General features: G+C 71.0%; 13 protein-coding genes and 1 riboswitch. Of the genes, 8 read left to right on the top strand and 5 right to left on the bottom strand.

Annotated features, from left to right (window positions below; genetic code table 11):
• Positions 1 to 45: 45 nt before the first annotated feature.
• The 4 genes from infB to rimP form a co-directional block, all read right to left on the bottom strand.
• On the bottom strand, positions 46 to 3,090 hold the full coding sequence (gene infB / locus HNR73_RS01890; protein WP_184785426.1) for a translation initiation factor IF-2: 3,045 nt from the start codon (positions 3,088 to 3,090) through the stop codon (positions 46 to 48).
• A gap of 103 nt (positions 3,091 to 3,193) precedes the next feature.
• The gene (locus HNR73_RS01885; protein ID WP_239122092.1) at positions 3,194 to 3,481 is read right to left on the bottom strand and encodes a YlxR family protein; all 288 of its coding nucleotides are present in this window, start codon (positions 3,479 to 3,481) and stop codon (positions 3,194 to 3,196) included.
• A gap of 164 nt (positions 3,482 to 3,645) precedes the next feature.
• The gene (nusA, locus tag HNR73_RS01880) at positions 3,646 to 4,653 is read right to left on the bottom strand and encodes a transcription termination factor NusA (protein ID WP_184785424.1); all 1,008 of its coding nucleotides are present in this window, start codon (positions 4,651 to 4,653) and stop codon (positions 3,646 to 3,648) included.
• A 4-nt stretch (positions 4,654 to 4,657) separates the two neighbouring features.
• Entirely contained in the window at positions 4,658 to 5,149 is a 492-nt protein-coding gene (gene rimP / locus HNR73_RS01875; protein WP_260336853.1) for a ribosome maturation factor RimP, read from the bottom strand.
• Between the two features lie 131 nt (positions 5,150 to 5,280).
• On the opposite strand from rimP, the gene HNR73_RS01870 reads away from it, so the two are divergent.
• The 5 genes from HNR73_RS01870 to HNR73_RS01850 all read left to right on the top strand — a co-directional run bounded on the left by HNR73_RS01870 (position 5,281) and on the right by HNR73_RS01850 (position 10,577).
• On the top strand, positions 5,281 to 5,739 hold the full coding sequence (locus HNR73_RS01870) for a hypothetical protein (RefSeq protein WP_184785422.1): 459 nt from the start codon (positions 5,281 to 5,283) through the stop codon (positions 5,737 to 5,739).
• A complete protein-coding gene (locus tag HNR73_RS01865) occupies positions 5,732 to 6,169 on the top strand; it encodes a DUF4439 domain-containing protein (RefSeq protein ID WP_184785421.1) in 438 nt (145 codons plus the stop codon). The genes HNR73_RS01870 and HNR73_RS01865 overlap by 8 nt, the downstream gene beginning before the upstream one ends.
• Positions 6,170 to 6,315: 146 nt before the next feature.
• Positions 6,316 to 6,456, top strand: a riboswitch (cobalamin riboswitch).
• A 122-nt stretch (positions 6,457 to 6,578) separates the two neighbouring features.
• On the top strand, positions 6,579 to 8,939 hold the full coding sequence (locus HNR73_RS01860; protein ID WP_184785420.1) for a ribonucleoside-diphosphate reductase subunit alpha: 2,361 nt from the start codon (positions 6,579 to 6,581) through the stop codon (positions 8,937 to 8,939).
• A gap of 34 nt (positions 8,940 to 8,973) precedes the next feature.
• Positions 8,974 to 10,005 carry a ribonucleotide-diphosphate reductase subunit beta gene (locus tag HNR73_RS01855; protein ID WP_184785419.1) on the top strand — a complete coding sequence of 344 codons (1,032 nt, stop codon included), beginning with the start codon at positions 8,974 to 8,976 and terminating at the stop codon, positions 10,003 to 10,005.
• 131 nt (positions 10,006 to 10,136) lie between these two features.
• Positions 10,137 to 10,577 (top strand): hypothetical protein, encoded by a 441-nt coding sequence (locus HNR73_RS01850; protein WP_184785418.1) that lies wholly within the window; start codon positions 10,137 to 10,139, stop codon positions 10,575 to 10,577.
• A 40-nt stretch (positions 10,578 to 10,617) separates the two neighbouring features.
• Here HNR73_RS01850 and HNR73_RS01845 read toward each other — a convergent pair whose 3' ends face one another.
• Complete coding sequence (locus HNR73_RS01845; RefSeq protein ID WP_184785417.1) at positions 10,618 to 12,129, bottom strand: MFS transporter; 1,512 nt, start codon at positions 12,127 to 12,129, stop codon at positions 10,618 to 10,620.
• Positions 12,130 to 12,321: 192 nt separating this feature from the next.
• Here HNR73_RS01845 and HNR73_RS01840 point away from each other — a divergent pair, with 192 nt between their 5' ends.
• The 3 genes from HNR73_RS01840 (at position 12,322) to HNR73_RS01830 (ending at position 14,917) form a co-directional block, all read left to right on the top strand.
• Entirely contained in the window at positions 12,322 to 13,461 is a 1,140-nt protein-coding gene (locus HNR73_RS01840; protein WP_184785416.1) for a uroporphyrinogen-III synthase, read from the top strand.
• 134 nt (positions 13,462 to 13,595) lie between these two features.
• Positions 13,596 to 14,204: a PadR family transcriptional regulator gene (locus tag HNR73_RS01835; RefSeq protein ID WP_184785415.1), complete on the top strand. Its 609-nt coding sequence runs from the start codon at positions 13,596 to 13,598 to the stop codon at positions 14,202 to 14,204.
• A complete protein-coding gene (locus HNR73_RS01830) occupies positions 14,201 to 14,917 on the top strand; it encodes an ABC transporter ATP-binding protein (RefSeq protein WP_184785414.1) in 717 nt (238 codons plus the stop codon). The genes HNR73_RS01835 and HNR73_RS01830 overlap by 4 nt, the downstream gene beginning before the upstream one ends.

The raw sequence follows: 14,917 nt of genomic DNA, 5'->3' as shown, positions 1-14,917 counted from the left end.
CGGGCACAGGGCCCGGGGCGGTTCTCAACGTTGCGAGGGAGAGCGTTACACGCGCTCCTTCTCCCGCATCTCGAAGGTCTCGATGATGTCGCCGACCTCCACGTTGTTGTAACCCTTCAAGGTCACACCGCACTCGAAGCCCTCGCGGACCTCGGTCGCGTCGTCCTTGAAGCGCCGCAGCGACGCGATGGTGAGGTTGTCGGCCACGACCGCGCCGTCGCGCAGAAGACGCGCGCTGGCGTTCCGCTTGAGGATGCCGTCGCGAACGATCGAACCCGCGATGAGACCCACCTTGGACGAACGGAAGACCTCGCGGACCTCCGCCGAACCGAGGGCGACCTCTTCGTAGATCGGCTTGAGCAGACCCTTGAGCGCGGCCTCGATCTCCTCGATCGCGTGGTAGATGACCGTGTAGTACCGGATCTCCACGTGCTCGCGGTCGGCCATCTCGCGCGCCCGGTTGTCGGCCCGCACGTTGAAGCCGAGAATGATCGTCGAGTCGCCGGTACGGGCGAGGTTGACGTCGTTCTCCGTGATGGCACCCACGCCGCGGTGAATGATCCGCAGCTGGACCTCGTCGGAGATCTCGATCTTCGTGAGAGCGTCTTCCAGAGCCTCGACGGAACCGGACACGTCACCCTTGATGATGATCGAGAGGGTCGAACGCTCGCCCTCCTTGATCGTCTCCATGAAGTTCTCAAGGGTGGGTCGGCCACGGCTCGCCGCCTGCTGGGCGGCGCGGACGCGTGCCTGACGCTGCTCGGCGATCTGGCGGGCCACACGGTCCTCGTCCACGACGAGGAACATGTCACCGGCACCGGGCACCGAGGTCAGACCGAGCACCAGGACCGGACGCGAAGGACCGGCCTCGGCGACGGTGTTCCCGTGCTCGTCGAGCATGGCCCGGATGCGGCCGTGCGCGTCGCCGGCGACGATCGAGTCACCGACCTTGAGCGTGCCGCGCTGGACCAGCACCGTCGCGACAGGACCGCGGCCCTTGTCGAGGTGCGCCTCGATCGCGACACCCTGAGCCTGACCGTCGACGGGGGCGCGCAGATCGAGCGCCGCGTCGGTGGTCAGCAGGATGCCTTCGAGGAGCGTGTCGATGCCGATACCCGGCTTCGCCGCGACGTCGACGAACAGCGTGTCGCCGCCGTACTCCTCGGCCACGAGCCCGTACTCGGTGAGCTGCTGGCGCACCTTGGCCGGGTTGGCGTCGGGGAGGTCGGTCTTGTTGACGGCCACGACCACCGGCACACCGGCGGCCTGGGCGTGGTTCAAGGCCTCGATCGTCTGCGGCATGACACCGTCGTTCGCGGCGACGACCAGCACGACGATGTCGGTCACCTGAGCACCACGAGCACGCATGGCGGTGAACGCCTCGTGACCCGGGGTGTCGATGAACGTCAGCGCGCGCTGCTCACCATCGTGCTCCACCTGCACCTGGTAGGCGCCGATGTGCTGGGTGATGCCACCGGCCTCGCGGTCCACCACGTTCGCACGGCGGATCGCGTCCAGCAGCTTCGTCTTACCGTGGTCGACGTGACCCATGACGGTCACGACCGGCGGACGCTGCGGCTCTTCCGAGTCGTCATCGTCGTCGCCGAGCTCGATGCCGAAGCGGGCCAGCAGATCGCGGTCCTCTTCCTCCGGGCTGACGATCTGGATGTCGAAGCCGAGGTGCTCGCCGAGCAGCTGAAGCGTCTCGTCGGTGCACGACTGCGTCGCGGTCACCATCTCGCCCAGGTTGAACATCTCCTGGACGAGCGTGCCCGGGTTGGCGTTGATCTTGTCGGCGAAGTCGGCGAGGGAGGCACCACGCGCGAGCCGGATCGTCTGACCCTGGCCCTTCGGGGCGCCCGAGCTCATCGTCGGGGCCGACAGGTTGTCGAATTCCTGTCTGCGCTGCTTCTTCGACTTGCGACCGCGCGACGGGCGACCACCGGGACGCCCGAAGGCACCCGCGGTACCGCCGCCGCGACCACGGCCGCCGCCACCGGGACGACCGCCGCCACCGCGGAAGCCGCCACCGGCCGGAGCACCGCCGCCGCCACCGGCACCGGCGCCACCGCCGGCACCGCCGCGGAAGCCACCGCCACCGCCGCCGCCGGGACGGAAGCCACCGCCACCGCCACCGGCACCGCCGCCGCGGTAGTTACCGCCGCCGCCGGCACCGCCGCCACCGGGACCGCCACGACCCGGAGCACCCGCTCCTGGGCCGCCACGACCGCCGCCGGGACCGCCACGACCCCCACCGGGGCCGCCACGACCGCCGCCGGGGCCCGGACGCGATGAAGGCATCATCGACGGGCTCGGCCGCGGGGGCATGTTCGACGGGCTGGGACGCGGACCGCCGGGACGCTCGCCGCCGCCACCGGGCGCGGCGGGCTTGGCGCCCGCCGGACCGGGACGAGGCGCGGGCGCGGGCTGGCCACCGACCCCGAAGGGGTTACGGGGACCGGGACGCGGACCCGGGGCACGCGCGGGTGCGGGACCACCGGGCGTCGCCGGACGCGCGGGAGGCTTGTCGCCGCCCTCGTCCTTCTTACGCTTGGCGGCCTCGGTCGCGGCCTTGACCGCGGCCTCCTGCTCCTGCTTCAGTTTGGCCGCGCGGGCTTCGGCCGCGGCGACCTCGATGTCGTGCGCGCTCGCCGGCTTGGCCGGAGGCGCCGGACGAGGACCGGGACGCGGGCCGGCCGGACCGGGCTTGCGCGCCGGAGCCGGGGTCGGCGTCGCCGCCGCCTCGACCTTCTCGGCGACCTGCTCGGCCGCGGGCTTCGCGGGCGTGGTCTTCTCGTCGTCGGACTTCTTCGCCGGGGCCTTCGGGCCCGGGCGGGGTCCTGGTTTCACGGCGCCACCGGGCGCCGGCTTCTTCGTCGCCGTCTCGGCCGGGGCGGAAGCCGCCGGGGCCGGGGCGGCCGGGGTCTGGTCGGTCGCGTAAACCTCACGCAACCGGCGCGCAACGGGAGCCTCTACCGTGCTCGACGCCGATTTGACGAACTCGCCCAGATCACTGAGCTTGGTGAGAACGTCTTTGCTTGACACGCCGAGCTCTTTGGCGAGCTCGTGTACGCGGGCCTTGCCTGCCACTGCACTCCTCATCTCGAGGTCGTGCGGGCATCGGCCCGCGCGACCTCACTTGTGCACTTGAAGCCTGGTCATTTCAGCGACTTCATCGTGTGCTCATGTCGGTCTACCTAACCTGTTGGTCGTTGAGGACGGCCGCGGGTTCGCGTCCGTCTTCGATGGCCAGAGCCGCCGCACGGGCCTGCTCGATGTACTCCGCCAGCGGGGCGGTGTCCACGACACCGGCCAGGCGAAGCGCACGCCCGAAGGCGCGGCGGCGTTCGGCCAATGCGAAGCAGGCTGGGTCGGGATGCACGTGCGCTCCCCGGCCCGGCAGTCTGCGAGCGGGATCGACGACCAGCCGGAGACCGGCGACGTCGACCGCGATGACCCGCAACAACTCGGTGGACCGCACGCGGGAACGGCAACCCACACAAGTGCGGATGACCGGTGCGCGTCGGACCACAGGAAAGTCTACCGTTCCTAACGAGTAAGCGGGACTCGCCCCCGCAAGGCGATGGGGCGTAACGATGCCCGGGACCCCGGTCATCGCATTTCACCGGGGGCTTGAGACGGGTTTCACACCGCGGCGGCTTCGTCCGCCTGACCGTCGGGGGCCACGTCGGGCCGGATGTCGATGCGCCAGCCGGTGAGGCGGGCGGCGAGACGCGCGTTCTGCCCTTCCCGGCCGATGGCCAGGGAGAGCTGGAAGTCCGGGACGATGACTCGGGCGGTGCGGGTCGCCTCGTCGAGGATCTCCACCCGCAGGGCCTTGGCCGGGGAGAGCGCGTTGCCGACGAACTCGGCCGGGTCGGCCGCCCAGTCGATGATGTCGATCTTCTCGCCGTCGAGTTCGCTCATGACGGAGCGGACGCGCTGACCCATCGGGCCGATGCAGGCGCCCTTGGCGTTGAGGCCCTCGACGGTGGAGCGCACGGCGATCTTCGTGCGGTGCCCGGCCTCGCGGGCGACGGCGGCGATGTCCACCGAGCCGTCGGCGATCTCGGGGACCTCCATGGCGAACAGGCGCCGGACGAGGTTCGGGTGCGAACGCGACAGCGTGATCTGCGGGCCGCGGAAGCCGCGCGAGACGTGCACGACGACGCAGCGGATGCGCTTGCCGTGGTCGTAGGACTCGCCGGGGACCTGCTCGGTCGGGGGCAGCAGCGCCTCGATCTTGCCGAGGTCGACGACGACGATGCCCTTCTCGGCACGCGCCTCGTGGGCCTGGATGACGCCGGTGACGAGGTCGCCGTCCTTACCGGCGTACTCGCCGAAGTTGATCTCGTCGGTGGCCTCGCGCAGGCGCTGGAGGATCACCTGCTTGGCCGTCATCGCGGCGATGCGGCCGAAGTCGTGGGGGGTGTCGTCCCATTCGCGGACGACGCCGCCTTCGGGGCCGATCTCCTGGGCGATGACGCTCGCGGCGCCGCTCTTGCGGTCGATGTCGACGCGCGCGTGGGACTGGGCGCCGTCGGTGTGCCGGTAGGCGGTCAGCAACGCGGTCTCGATCGCCCCGAGGATCGTCTCAAAGGAGATGTCCCGCTCCCGCTCCAGCGACCTGAGGGCGGCGAGGTCGATATGCACTGCGTTACTCCTTCTCATCCTCGGCCGCGTCGGACCGGGAGAACTCCAACTGGATCCGTCCGGCCCCGAGCTCACCGTACGGCACAGTGCTGGTCTCGCCCTCGACTTCGAGGCTGACACCCCGGTCGTCGGCTTCTTTGACCCGTCCGGTCAGCGTCTGGTCCCCGATACGGGCCGAAACAAGGCGTCCGACGTTGCGGCGCCAGTGCCTGGGATGCGTCAGGGGACGGTCGACGCCGGGCGAACTGACCTCAAGGGTGTAGGCGCCTGCGGCGAAGGGGCCACCGGTCTCCTCGGCCTCGTCGAGGGCCTTGGACACCAGGCGGGAAACCTCGGCGACGGCGTCGAGGTTGATCCCGCCGTCACGGTCGACCAGCAGCCTGACCAGGCTGCGGCGGCCCGCCTTGGACACCTTGAGCTCTTCCAGGTCGTATCCGGCGTCTTCGACGACCGGGGCGATGACCGCCTCCAGCCGATCCGATGTCGGATCCCCCATGCCACACCTCCAGCCCGTTCGAAGCCCGCTGTTCGGCGGGTACGTCATCGTTGAAGCAGCCTAACTTGCCCCGGCTCGTCACCCACGTCACGGTGCCGCGAGATCGGCCCGGCGTCTGGAAAACTGGTCGGGTGCCTGTTTCCCCGCGACGCCGCGGCGCCTCCCGGCGTGCCGTCCTCCTCGGCGGACTCGCCTTGTTCTCGGCCGTGTCGGTCGCCTGCTCCCCCGACGTCCACGTCGTCGAACACTTCCTCGACGGCGCCCTTCGCACGTCCCGCACCATGATCGCCCGCTACGACGCCGTCCTTCCCACCGTCGACGGAGACCGGCAGGCGCTGCTGACGGCCCTGCGCGCCGACCACGAGGCGCACGCCTCGGCGCTGGCGCTGCGGATCGGCGCGGGCGCCTCGCTCATCACCGCGGCCGCCTTCGACGCCGAGCCCTCCGTCAAGGAGTTGCGCAAAGCCGAGTCGGAGGCCCACAAGGAGGCCGTCGACCAGTGCGTGGCCTCGGAGGAACCGCAGGCCGCACGCCTGCTCGCATCCATCGCGGCCAGCCGTGCCGCACACCGGGAGCTGCTCCATGGCTGAACCCACCGCCGCGCCCGCCGACGGCCTCGCCGCCGGTCTGGCCGCCGAGTACGCCCTCATCTACGCCTACGGCGTGGCGGGGGCGGAGATCTCCGACGACGGCGCCCGCTCCCTGGCGGGCGACGCCGAGTACTCGCATCGTGATCTTCGCGACGAGCTGACCGCGTACATGGCCGGGATCGGGCTGATCCCTCCGCCGCCCGAGGCCGCCTACACCATGGCCCCCATGGACGACGAGGGCGCGGCGATCGCCGCTCTCGTCGCGCTGGAGGACGCGACCGCCGTGACGTGGCGGACCGTGATCACCACGACCACCGGCGACGACCGCCGCCGCGCCCTCGACGGGTTGAGCAACGCCGCCTCCCGGGCGGCGCTGTGGCGCCGGTGGCTCGGCGAGGTCGCGGGCACGACGGCGTTTCCCGGGGCCTGAAAGGCCCGGGCACGAAGCCCCCGCGCGAGACGTGGTGACGTCGCCGCATGGCGCGCGACCGCGCCCTCCGCGACACGCCCTCGCTCTACCTCATCGCCGCCACGCCCGAACATCTTGGGGTCCCAATTTCTCGCAACCCCAACATGTAGTCTGATCCAGCCAACGGTTCACAGGAGGCCACTTGCTTCCCGTGAGGCAACAGGGAACCCGGTGCGACTCCGGGACTGTCCCGCAACGGTGAGCGGTTCGCCGCGAGTCCGGACACCTGCCGTAGGCGTGCGCGCCACCGGCGCGCACCGCTCACCGGTCTCGTGGACAGGACCGCAGCGCACGCCCCGCCCAGGCGTCCGCCTCCGTCCACGTCACCGAGCGGCGATCGGATCGACGTACGCGAGGAGGCCGTCTCGTCATGGCAATCACCACTGTGCGCACCACCGGGGATCCGGAGACCGCGGAAGCGGCACCGGCCCTCCACACCCACATCAGGCTCGCCGCCGAGGGCCTGCCCGACACCGATCCGGCACGCGTCGTCCGTGCCGTCGAGAGCGGCCGGGCACCCGGCGCGACCGCGGTCGAGGACCTCGAACTGGCCGTCCGCGCGTCGGCCGCCCTCATCGGAGCCGACCCGCAGTACTCCCGGCTCGCCGCACGCCTGCTGGCCCGCCTCATCCGCGACGAGGTCCTGGCAGGAGGACTGCGGACCTTCAGCGAGTCGGTGGCGCAGGGGCACCGACTCGGACTGCACAACGACGCGCTCGCCGCACTCGCGGGCGCGAACGCGGCCGCCTTCGACTCGCTCGTTGGCGACGAGGCCGACGAGGCCGACGACCGCTTCGGCTACTTTGGGCTCCGGACCGTCTATGACCGTTATCTCCTGCGCCATCCCACCACCCGCAAGGTGATCGAGACACCGCAGTGGTTCCTGCTGCGGGTCGCGGCGGGCCTGTCGTCCGGTGTGGACGAGGCGGCCGAGCTCTACGGCCTGACCAGCCGATTGGCCTACCTGCCCAGCTCCCCCACCTTGTTCAACTCCGGCACCGCCCATCCCCAGTTGTCGTCCTGTTTCCTCCTTGACTCCCCGCGCGACGAGCTCGACGCGATCTACGGCCGCTACACCGACATCGCCCGCCTTTCGAAGTTCGCCGGGGGCATCGGCGTTTCCTGGACCCGAGTGCGTTCGCGCGGTTCGCTGATCAAGGGCACCAACGGCCGCTCCAACGGGATCGTGCCGTGGCTGCGGACCCTCGACGCGTCGGTCGCCGCGGTGAACCAGGGCGGCCGTCGCAAGGGCGCGGCCTGCGTCTACCTGGAGCCGTGGCACGCCGACATCGACGAGTTCCTGGAACTGCGCGACAACACCGGCGACGAGGCCCAGCGCACGCACAACCTCAACCTCGCCGTGTGGGTCCCCGACGAGTTCATGCGCCGGGTCGAGGCCGACGCCGAGTGGTCGCTGTTCGACCCGAAGGACGTGCCCGACCTGACCGACCTGTGGGGCGAGCGCTTCGACGCCGCCTACGCCGCCGCCGAGGCCGCGGGCCTGGCGAAACGGTCGGTCCCGGCACGGACGCTCTACGCGCGGATGATGCGGACCCTCGCGCAGACCGGCAACGGCTGGATGACCTTCAAGGACGCCGCCAACCGCGCCTGCAACCAGACCGCCCGCGAAGGCAACGTGGTGCACCTGTCGAACCTGTGCACGGAGATCCTTGAGGTCACCGACGACGAGACGACCGCGGTGTGCAACCTCGGTTCGGTGAACCTGTCGGAGCACGTCGCCGACGGCGAGGTGGACTTCGCGGCCCTGTCGCGGACGGTCCGCACGGCGGTGAAGTTCCTCGACCGGACGATCGACCGCAGCTACTACCCGACGGACGCGGCCGGCGGGAGCAACCGGAAGTGGCGGCCGGTGGGCCTGGGCGTGATGGGCCTGGCGGACGTGTTCTTCAAGTTGCGGCTGCCCTTCGACTCGCCGGAGGCGAAGGAGCTGTCGACGCGGATCGCCGAGGAGATCGCGCTGACGGCCTACGAGACCTCGGCGGCGCTCGCCGAGGAACTGGGCCGGCACCCGTCGTACGCCGACACACGGGCCGCCGACGGGGTGCTCCACGTCGACCACTTCCCGCGGGCCGCGGTGACCCAACCGGCCCGCTGGGACGCGCTGCGAAAGACGGTCGCGCGGACCGGTCTGCGCAACTCGCTGCTCATCGCCATCGCGCCGACGGCGACGATCGCGGCCATCGCGGGTTCGGCGGAGTGCATCGAGCCCGTCGTGTCGAACGTTTTCAAGCGTGAGACCCTGTCGGGCGAGTTCCTGCAGGTCAACCCGTACCTGATCGCCGACCTCAAGCGGCTGGGCCGCTGGGACGAGGCAACCCGGGGCGCCCTGCTGAGCTCGGAGGGCTCGGTGCAGGACTTCGGCTGGCTGCCCGAGGAACTCAAGTCGCTGTACCGCACGGCCTGGGAGCTGCCGCAGAAGGCGCTGATCGAGCTGGCGGCGGCCCGGACGCCGTTCATCGACCAGAGCCAGTCGCTCAACCTGTTCATGGCCGCGCCGACGATCGGGAAACTGTCGTCGATGTACGCCTACGCCTGGCGTCAGGGCCTGAAGACGACCTACTACCTGCGTTCGCGTCCGGCGACGCGGATCCAGCAGACGACGGTCGCGGCGGCCGCGCCGGTGTCCCTCGTGGAGCCGTCGCGGTTCACGCCGGACGAGGCCGTCGCCTGTTCGCTGGAGAACCCCGAGGTCTGCGAGGCCTGCCAGTGACCCGTTCCCCTTCCATCGAAGACACCTGCGAGGAATGCCAGTGACCGTCCCCAGCCAGCGCAACGGGCAGACGCTGCTCGACCCGGGCATGGATCTGACCCTGCGGCCCATGCGCTACCCGGACTTCTACGAGCAGTACCGGGCCGCGATCCGCAACACGTGGACCGTCGAGGAGGTCGACCTCGCCGCCGACGTTTCCGACCTGGCCAAGCTCACGCCCGGCGAGTTCCACCTGGTGAAGCGGCTGGTCGCGTTCTTCGCCACGGGTGACACGATCGTGGCCAACAACCTGGTGCTGAACCTGTACAAGCACGTCAACGCGCCCGAGGCACGGCTCTACCTGTCGCGTCAGCTGTTCGAGGAGGCCGTGCACGTCCAGTTCTATCTGACGTTGCTCGACACCTATCTCCCCGACCACGAGGACCGGGCCGAGGCCTTCGCCGCGATCGAGCACATCCCGTCGATCAAGGAGAAGGGCGACTTCTGTTTCCGCTGGATCGACTCGATCGACGGTCTCGATCGGCTGGACACGGCCGCCGACCGGCGTTCGTTCCTGCTGAACCTGATCTGCTTCGCCGCGTGCATCGAGGGGCTCTTCTTCTACGGGGCCTTCGCCTACGTGTACTGGCTGCGTTCGCGCGGCCTGCTCGACGGGCTGGCCACGGGCACGAACTGGGTCTTCCGCGACGAGTCGATGCACATGAACTTCGCCTTCAGCGTCATCGAGACGGTCCGCCGGGAAGAGCCCGAGCTCTTCGACGACGCGCTGACCGCCGAGGTGACGCGGATGCTGGAGGAGGCGGTGGACTGCGAGGCGAACTTCGCCGAGGACGTGTGCGGCGAGGGCCTGTCGGGCATGAACACCGGTGACATGCGCCGGTACCTGGAGTACGTCGCCGACCAGCGTCTGGCGCGGCTGGGCATGCCCGCGCGTTTCGGGTCGGCGAACCCGTTCGACTTCATGGCGCTGCAGGACGTGCAGGAGCTGACGAACTTCTTCGAGCGGCGGGTCTCGGCCTACCAGGTCGCCGTCTCGGGACAGGTCAGTCTCGACGAGGACTTCTAGCGTTCCGGCGGTCCGCGCGAGGGCTCGCGCGGACCGCCGCGTCAATATCGCGTCAAGAACGGTGTAGAGGTCCCGACAGTCCACGCTCGCGGGCTTCGTCCACTGTGGCCTGCGGGCATACCGTGAAATCCATGGAGACCCTCAGGAAGAAGACGCAGAACCGCAGGACTGTGCTCGTCATGGCGGTCATCACCATCCTCGGTTACGTCGTGTGGGTGGCGACGTATCAGCCGACTCCCTTCGACCGCTTCCAGGCGGCCGATCCGCGTGGGGCGTCGGCGTGCACGGGTCTGGAGCACTGGCTCGAAGACCCCGACGGTGCCCTCCCGGTCCTCTGGATGAACGCGATCGGGTACAACGCCTCCCTGTCGAGGACGCCCTCGATCCGGGCGACGGCGGGGCTCGTGGAGAACGACGATCGCTTCGCGGCCTTCCGCGACGAGGCCGTCTTGAAGCAGTACCGGATCTATGGCTACGGGCGTGGGCACGACTACGCCGACGACCTGGCCGCGCTGGACGGCGCGTGCGCGGCGCAGGGGCTGCCGATGCCCGCGTACCGGCAGCTGATGTGAGTGGAGGGCCGCGTGCCGGGGTGGCGCGCGGCCCGTGCGGTCACTCCTCTTCGGCCGTGACGCGCCCGGCGAAGATCAGGCCGACGGCGGCGAAGAGCGCCGAGATCGCGTACACGGCGACGAAGGCCAGCGGGCCGGGCCGGGTGACGAGGGCCGCGAAGATGGCGCCGACCACCGCGAGCACCGCCGCCGAGGCGAGGGAGTCGGCGAGCTGGAGGCTCGCAGAGTTGCGTCCGGCCTCGCCCGGTGCGGAGGCGGCGAGGGTCAGGACGGAGAGGGTCGGGTAGACCAGGCCCATGCCGAACCCGGCGAGCGACCAGCCTGCCATCGCCAGGGCGACCGGGACCGCGGGGATCAGCGCGAGGCTGACGACGCCCACGCCGAGGAGGATCCCGGCCATGCCGGCGCGGACGAGTCCGGCTCGGCCGACGGGCGGTTTCGGGCGGCTCTGGGTCCAGGAGCCGAGGGACCAGAACAGGGCGCCGATGGTGAGCGCCAGGCCCGCCATGGCCGGGGAGAGGCCGCGCTCGCGGGACAGCATGAGCGGGATGAAGACGTCGGCGGCGGCGAAGGCGGCGCCGGCCAGGCCGCGCAGCATGATCGTCGAGGGCAGGCCGCGCTTGAAGGTGAAGGAGCCCTTGGGCAGCAGGCGGGGGACGGCGAGCGCGAGGACTCCGAAGGCGACGAGGAGGACGACGATGGCGAACACGCCCGTCTGCTGGCCGCCGTACTGGAAGAGCAGTGCGCCGGAGGCCGCCGCGACGGCCCAGGCGACTTTTCCGGTCGAGGCGCGCGACCAGCCGCCTTCGCGTTGGGCGAGGGGTGTCGTCATGCCCCGCAGCGCCGGGCGGACCAGGAGCGCGGCGGGGATCGCGAGCATCGGGACGGCGAGGAAGACCCAGCGCCAGTCGAGCCTTTCGACGATGACGCCCGTGAGCGCCGGTCCGACGATCGAGGGCACGACCCACGCGGCGGCGAAGGCGGCGAAGATCCGTGGCTGGAGGTCCTTCGGGTAGGCCTTGCCGACCACGACGTAGAGCGAGACGCTCAGGAGCCCGGCGCCCAGGCCCTGGACGACGCGGCCGCCGATGAGGGTCCACATGGACGTGGCCGTGCCGGCGAGGACGAGACCGGCGACGAAGAGGGCGACGCCCGTCCACAAGGGACGCACCGGGCCGACCCGGTCGTTCCACAGGCCGGAGACGACCATGCTGACGACGCCCGCGGCGAGGGTTCCGCCGAAGGCGACGGCGTAGAGGCTGAGGCCGTCGAGGGCCTTGGCGACGGTGGGCATGGCCGTGGAGACCGCGAGGGCCTCGAAGGCGATGAGGGCGGCGAGGGCGATCGAGCCGATGGAGAGGGCGCGGAAGGGGCGGGAGAACAGGGAGGGGGGCGACGAGGGCTTGCCAGGGGCCTCCGGGGATGTGTTCTCGCCCTGGCCTTCCCGGTTCGGCGCCACGGCCGTGAGCGTGGCCCTCGTCGCGCTCTCGCCCGTGGTGGCGGGTGGTGCGGGAACGGCGGGTGGCGGCGCGTCGTCGGCGATCACGGTCATGACACAAGGGTGCAACTTCAAGGGTGGTTGAAGTCAACCGCTTCGATGTCGGATGTGGTGGGCGTCTCGGCGGGGATCGGCCGGTGCGCGCCTGTCGCCGAAGGCGCCCCTCACGTCTCCCCCGTGTCGCGTTTAGCACTCCCGAAACATCGTCGCCAAATCCACGAAACCCTCACCCAACACGCTCGACCCATGACAATCCCGACTCGTCCTGCCGCGTCCCCTCCACACTGGACCGAGCCCGGGGTGCTCACCGGGTACACCGTCGCCGTCACCGCGCAACGTCGCGGCGGCGAGCTCGCCGCCCTGCTGGAGCGGCGGGGCGCCCGCACGATCGTCGCCCCGACCTTGCGGATCGTCCCCCTCGCCGACGACCACGCGCTGCGGGCCGCCACGATCGAGCTGCTGCGCGATCCCCCGCACGTCACCGTCGTGACCACCGGGATCGGGTTCCAGGGGTGGATGGACGCCGCCGACGGCTGGGGCTTCGGCTCGCGGCTCCGCTCGGTCCTCACGGGCGGTCGCATCCTCTCGCGCGGCCCCAAGGCCCTCGGCGCGATACGGGCCGCGGGCCTCACCGAGTCGTGGTGGGCGCCGAGCGGCGACGGGCGCGACGTCCTCGCACGGCTGCGGGCCGAAGGCGTCGCCGGGCGGCGCGTCGCCGTCCAGCTCCACGGCGATCCCAGCGACGACTACCTCTCGGCGATCCGCGCCGAAGGCGCCGTCGCCATCCCGGTACCCGTCTACCGCTGGACCGTCCCGGCCGACCTCGCGCCCGTGCAGCGACTCGTCGACGCGATCTGCGCCCGCCGCGTCGACGCCGTCACCTTCACCAGCGCCCCCGCCGTCAACGCCCTCCTGCGCATCGCCGGCGACCAGGCCGAGGAGATGCTCGACTCGCTGCGCGGCGGCGCGGTGCTCGCCGCCGCCGTCGGACCGGTGACGGCCGCGCCGCTGGAACGACTCGACGTCCCCGTCGCGCGACCGGAACGCTCACGCCTGGGCGCCCTCGTCCGTACCGTCGCCGCGCTGCTCCCCCGGCGGGCGTGGCGGGTCCGGCTGGCCAGCGGCCACCGACTGGAGTTGCGCGGCCACATCGTCTTCGTCGACGGCGCCGCCCGCCCCCTGCCGCCCGCGCCCATGGCGGTGCTGCGCGCGCTCTGCGCGGCCAAGGGCCGCGTCCTGTCCCGGGCCGAGCTGCTGCGGCACCTGCCGCGCGGCGCCGACGGCCACGCCGTCGAGATGGCCGTGACCCGCCTGCGCGACGGACTCGGCCTGCGCACCTGCGCGCGCACCGTCATCAAACGCGGTTACCGTCTCGACCTGGACTAACACGGCGGAGGGGACGCAAGGGCACAAAAAACGGGGAGCCCTCCCCATTGCCGTTGCGCATACCCGGTATACATACTGTCGAAGCGCACGAACATACGACGTATGTATCCACCCATCGCCGAGGAGGAACCGACGTGAGCATCAAGTACGGGCTGCTGGCCCTGCTTGAACGAGGCCAGGCGTACGGCTATCAGCTGCGCGCCTCATTCGAGGAGTCCACGGGGTCGACCTGGCCCCTGAACATCGGGCAGGTCTACACGACCCTCTCCCGCCTCGAACGCGACGGACTCGTGCAGGCCCTCGGCGAGAACCCCCAGGGGCAGCGCCCCTACGAGATCACCATGGCCGGGCGCGCCGCGCTCGCCACCTGGTTCGCCACTCCGGTCGGCGACACCGAACGCCCACGGGACGAGCTCGCCATCAAACTCGCGCTCGCCCTGTCCACACCCGGTGTCGACATCACGACCGTCGTGCAGACCCAGCGCACCGCCAGTGTGCGGGCGCTTCAGGAGTACACCCGGCTCAAGAACCGGGCCACCGGCGGCGACGACATCTCGTGGCTGCTGATCATCGACGCGATGATCTTCCGGGTGGAGGCCGAGGTGCGGTGGCTCGACCACTGCGAAGCCTCGCTCCTGCGGCACCAGCGCACTCGACAGGAGACCAGCACGGCCGAGACCGAGGTGCCCGACCAGGCGCCCGAGGCCGTGCCGACCAGTACCGGGGAGACGACACCACGATGACCGTGCTCGAACTGAGAGACGTACACCGCACCCACGGGGCGGGTGAAGCGATGGTCCACGCCCTGCGGGGAGTCAGCATCGCCGTGCAGCCCGGCGAACTCGTCGCCGTCATGGGCCCCTCCGGGTCCGGAAAATCGACGCTGCTCAACCTCGCCGGAGGGCTCGACGGCCCGACCGGCGGCGAGGTCTTCGTCGAAGGCACCGCCATCTCGCAACTGAGCCGCCGCAGCCTCGCCGCGCTGCGCCGCCGTGCGATCGGCTACGTCTTCCAGGACCTGAACCTGCTGCCCAGCCTCACCGCGATCGAGAACGTCGCGCTGCCCCTCGAACTCGACGGCATGTCGGTGCGCAAGGCCCGCGCGGTCGCCGCCAAGGCCCTCGACGACGTGGCGATCTCCGAACTCGCCCTGCGCTTCCCCGACGAGATGTCGGGCGGCCAGCAGCAGCGCGTCGCCATCGCCCGCGCGGTCGTCGGCGAGCGCCGCCTCGTCCTCGCCGACGAGCCGACCGGTGCGCTCGACTCGCAGACCGGCGAGTCGGTGCTGCGTCTGCTGCGCGCGCGCTGTGACGCCGGCGCGGCCGGTGTCCTGGTGACCCACGACGCCCGGCACGCCGGCTGGGCCGACCGGGTGATCTTCCTGCGCGACGGTCTCGTCGTCGACGCGTCCGGTCCGCTTCCCGAGGCCGAGGGTCTGCTGGAGGCCGCTTCGTGA

This window comes from Phytomonospora endophytica (assembly GCF_014202425.1).
GTDB lineage: Bacteria > Actinomycetota > Actinomycetes > Mycobacteriales > Micromonosporaceae > Phytomonospora > Phytomonospora endophytica.
Note: the sequence above shows the minus strand (reverse complement) of the source record. Positions and strands in the feature narration are given on the sequence as shown.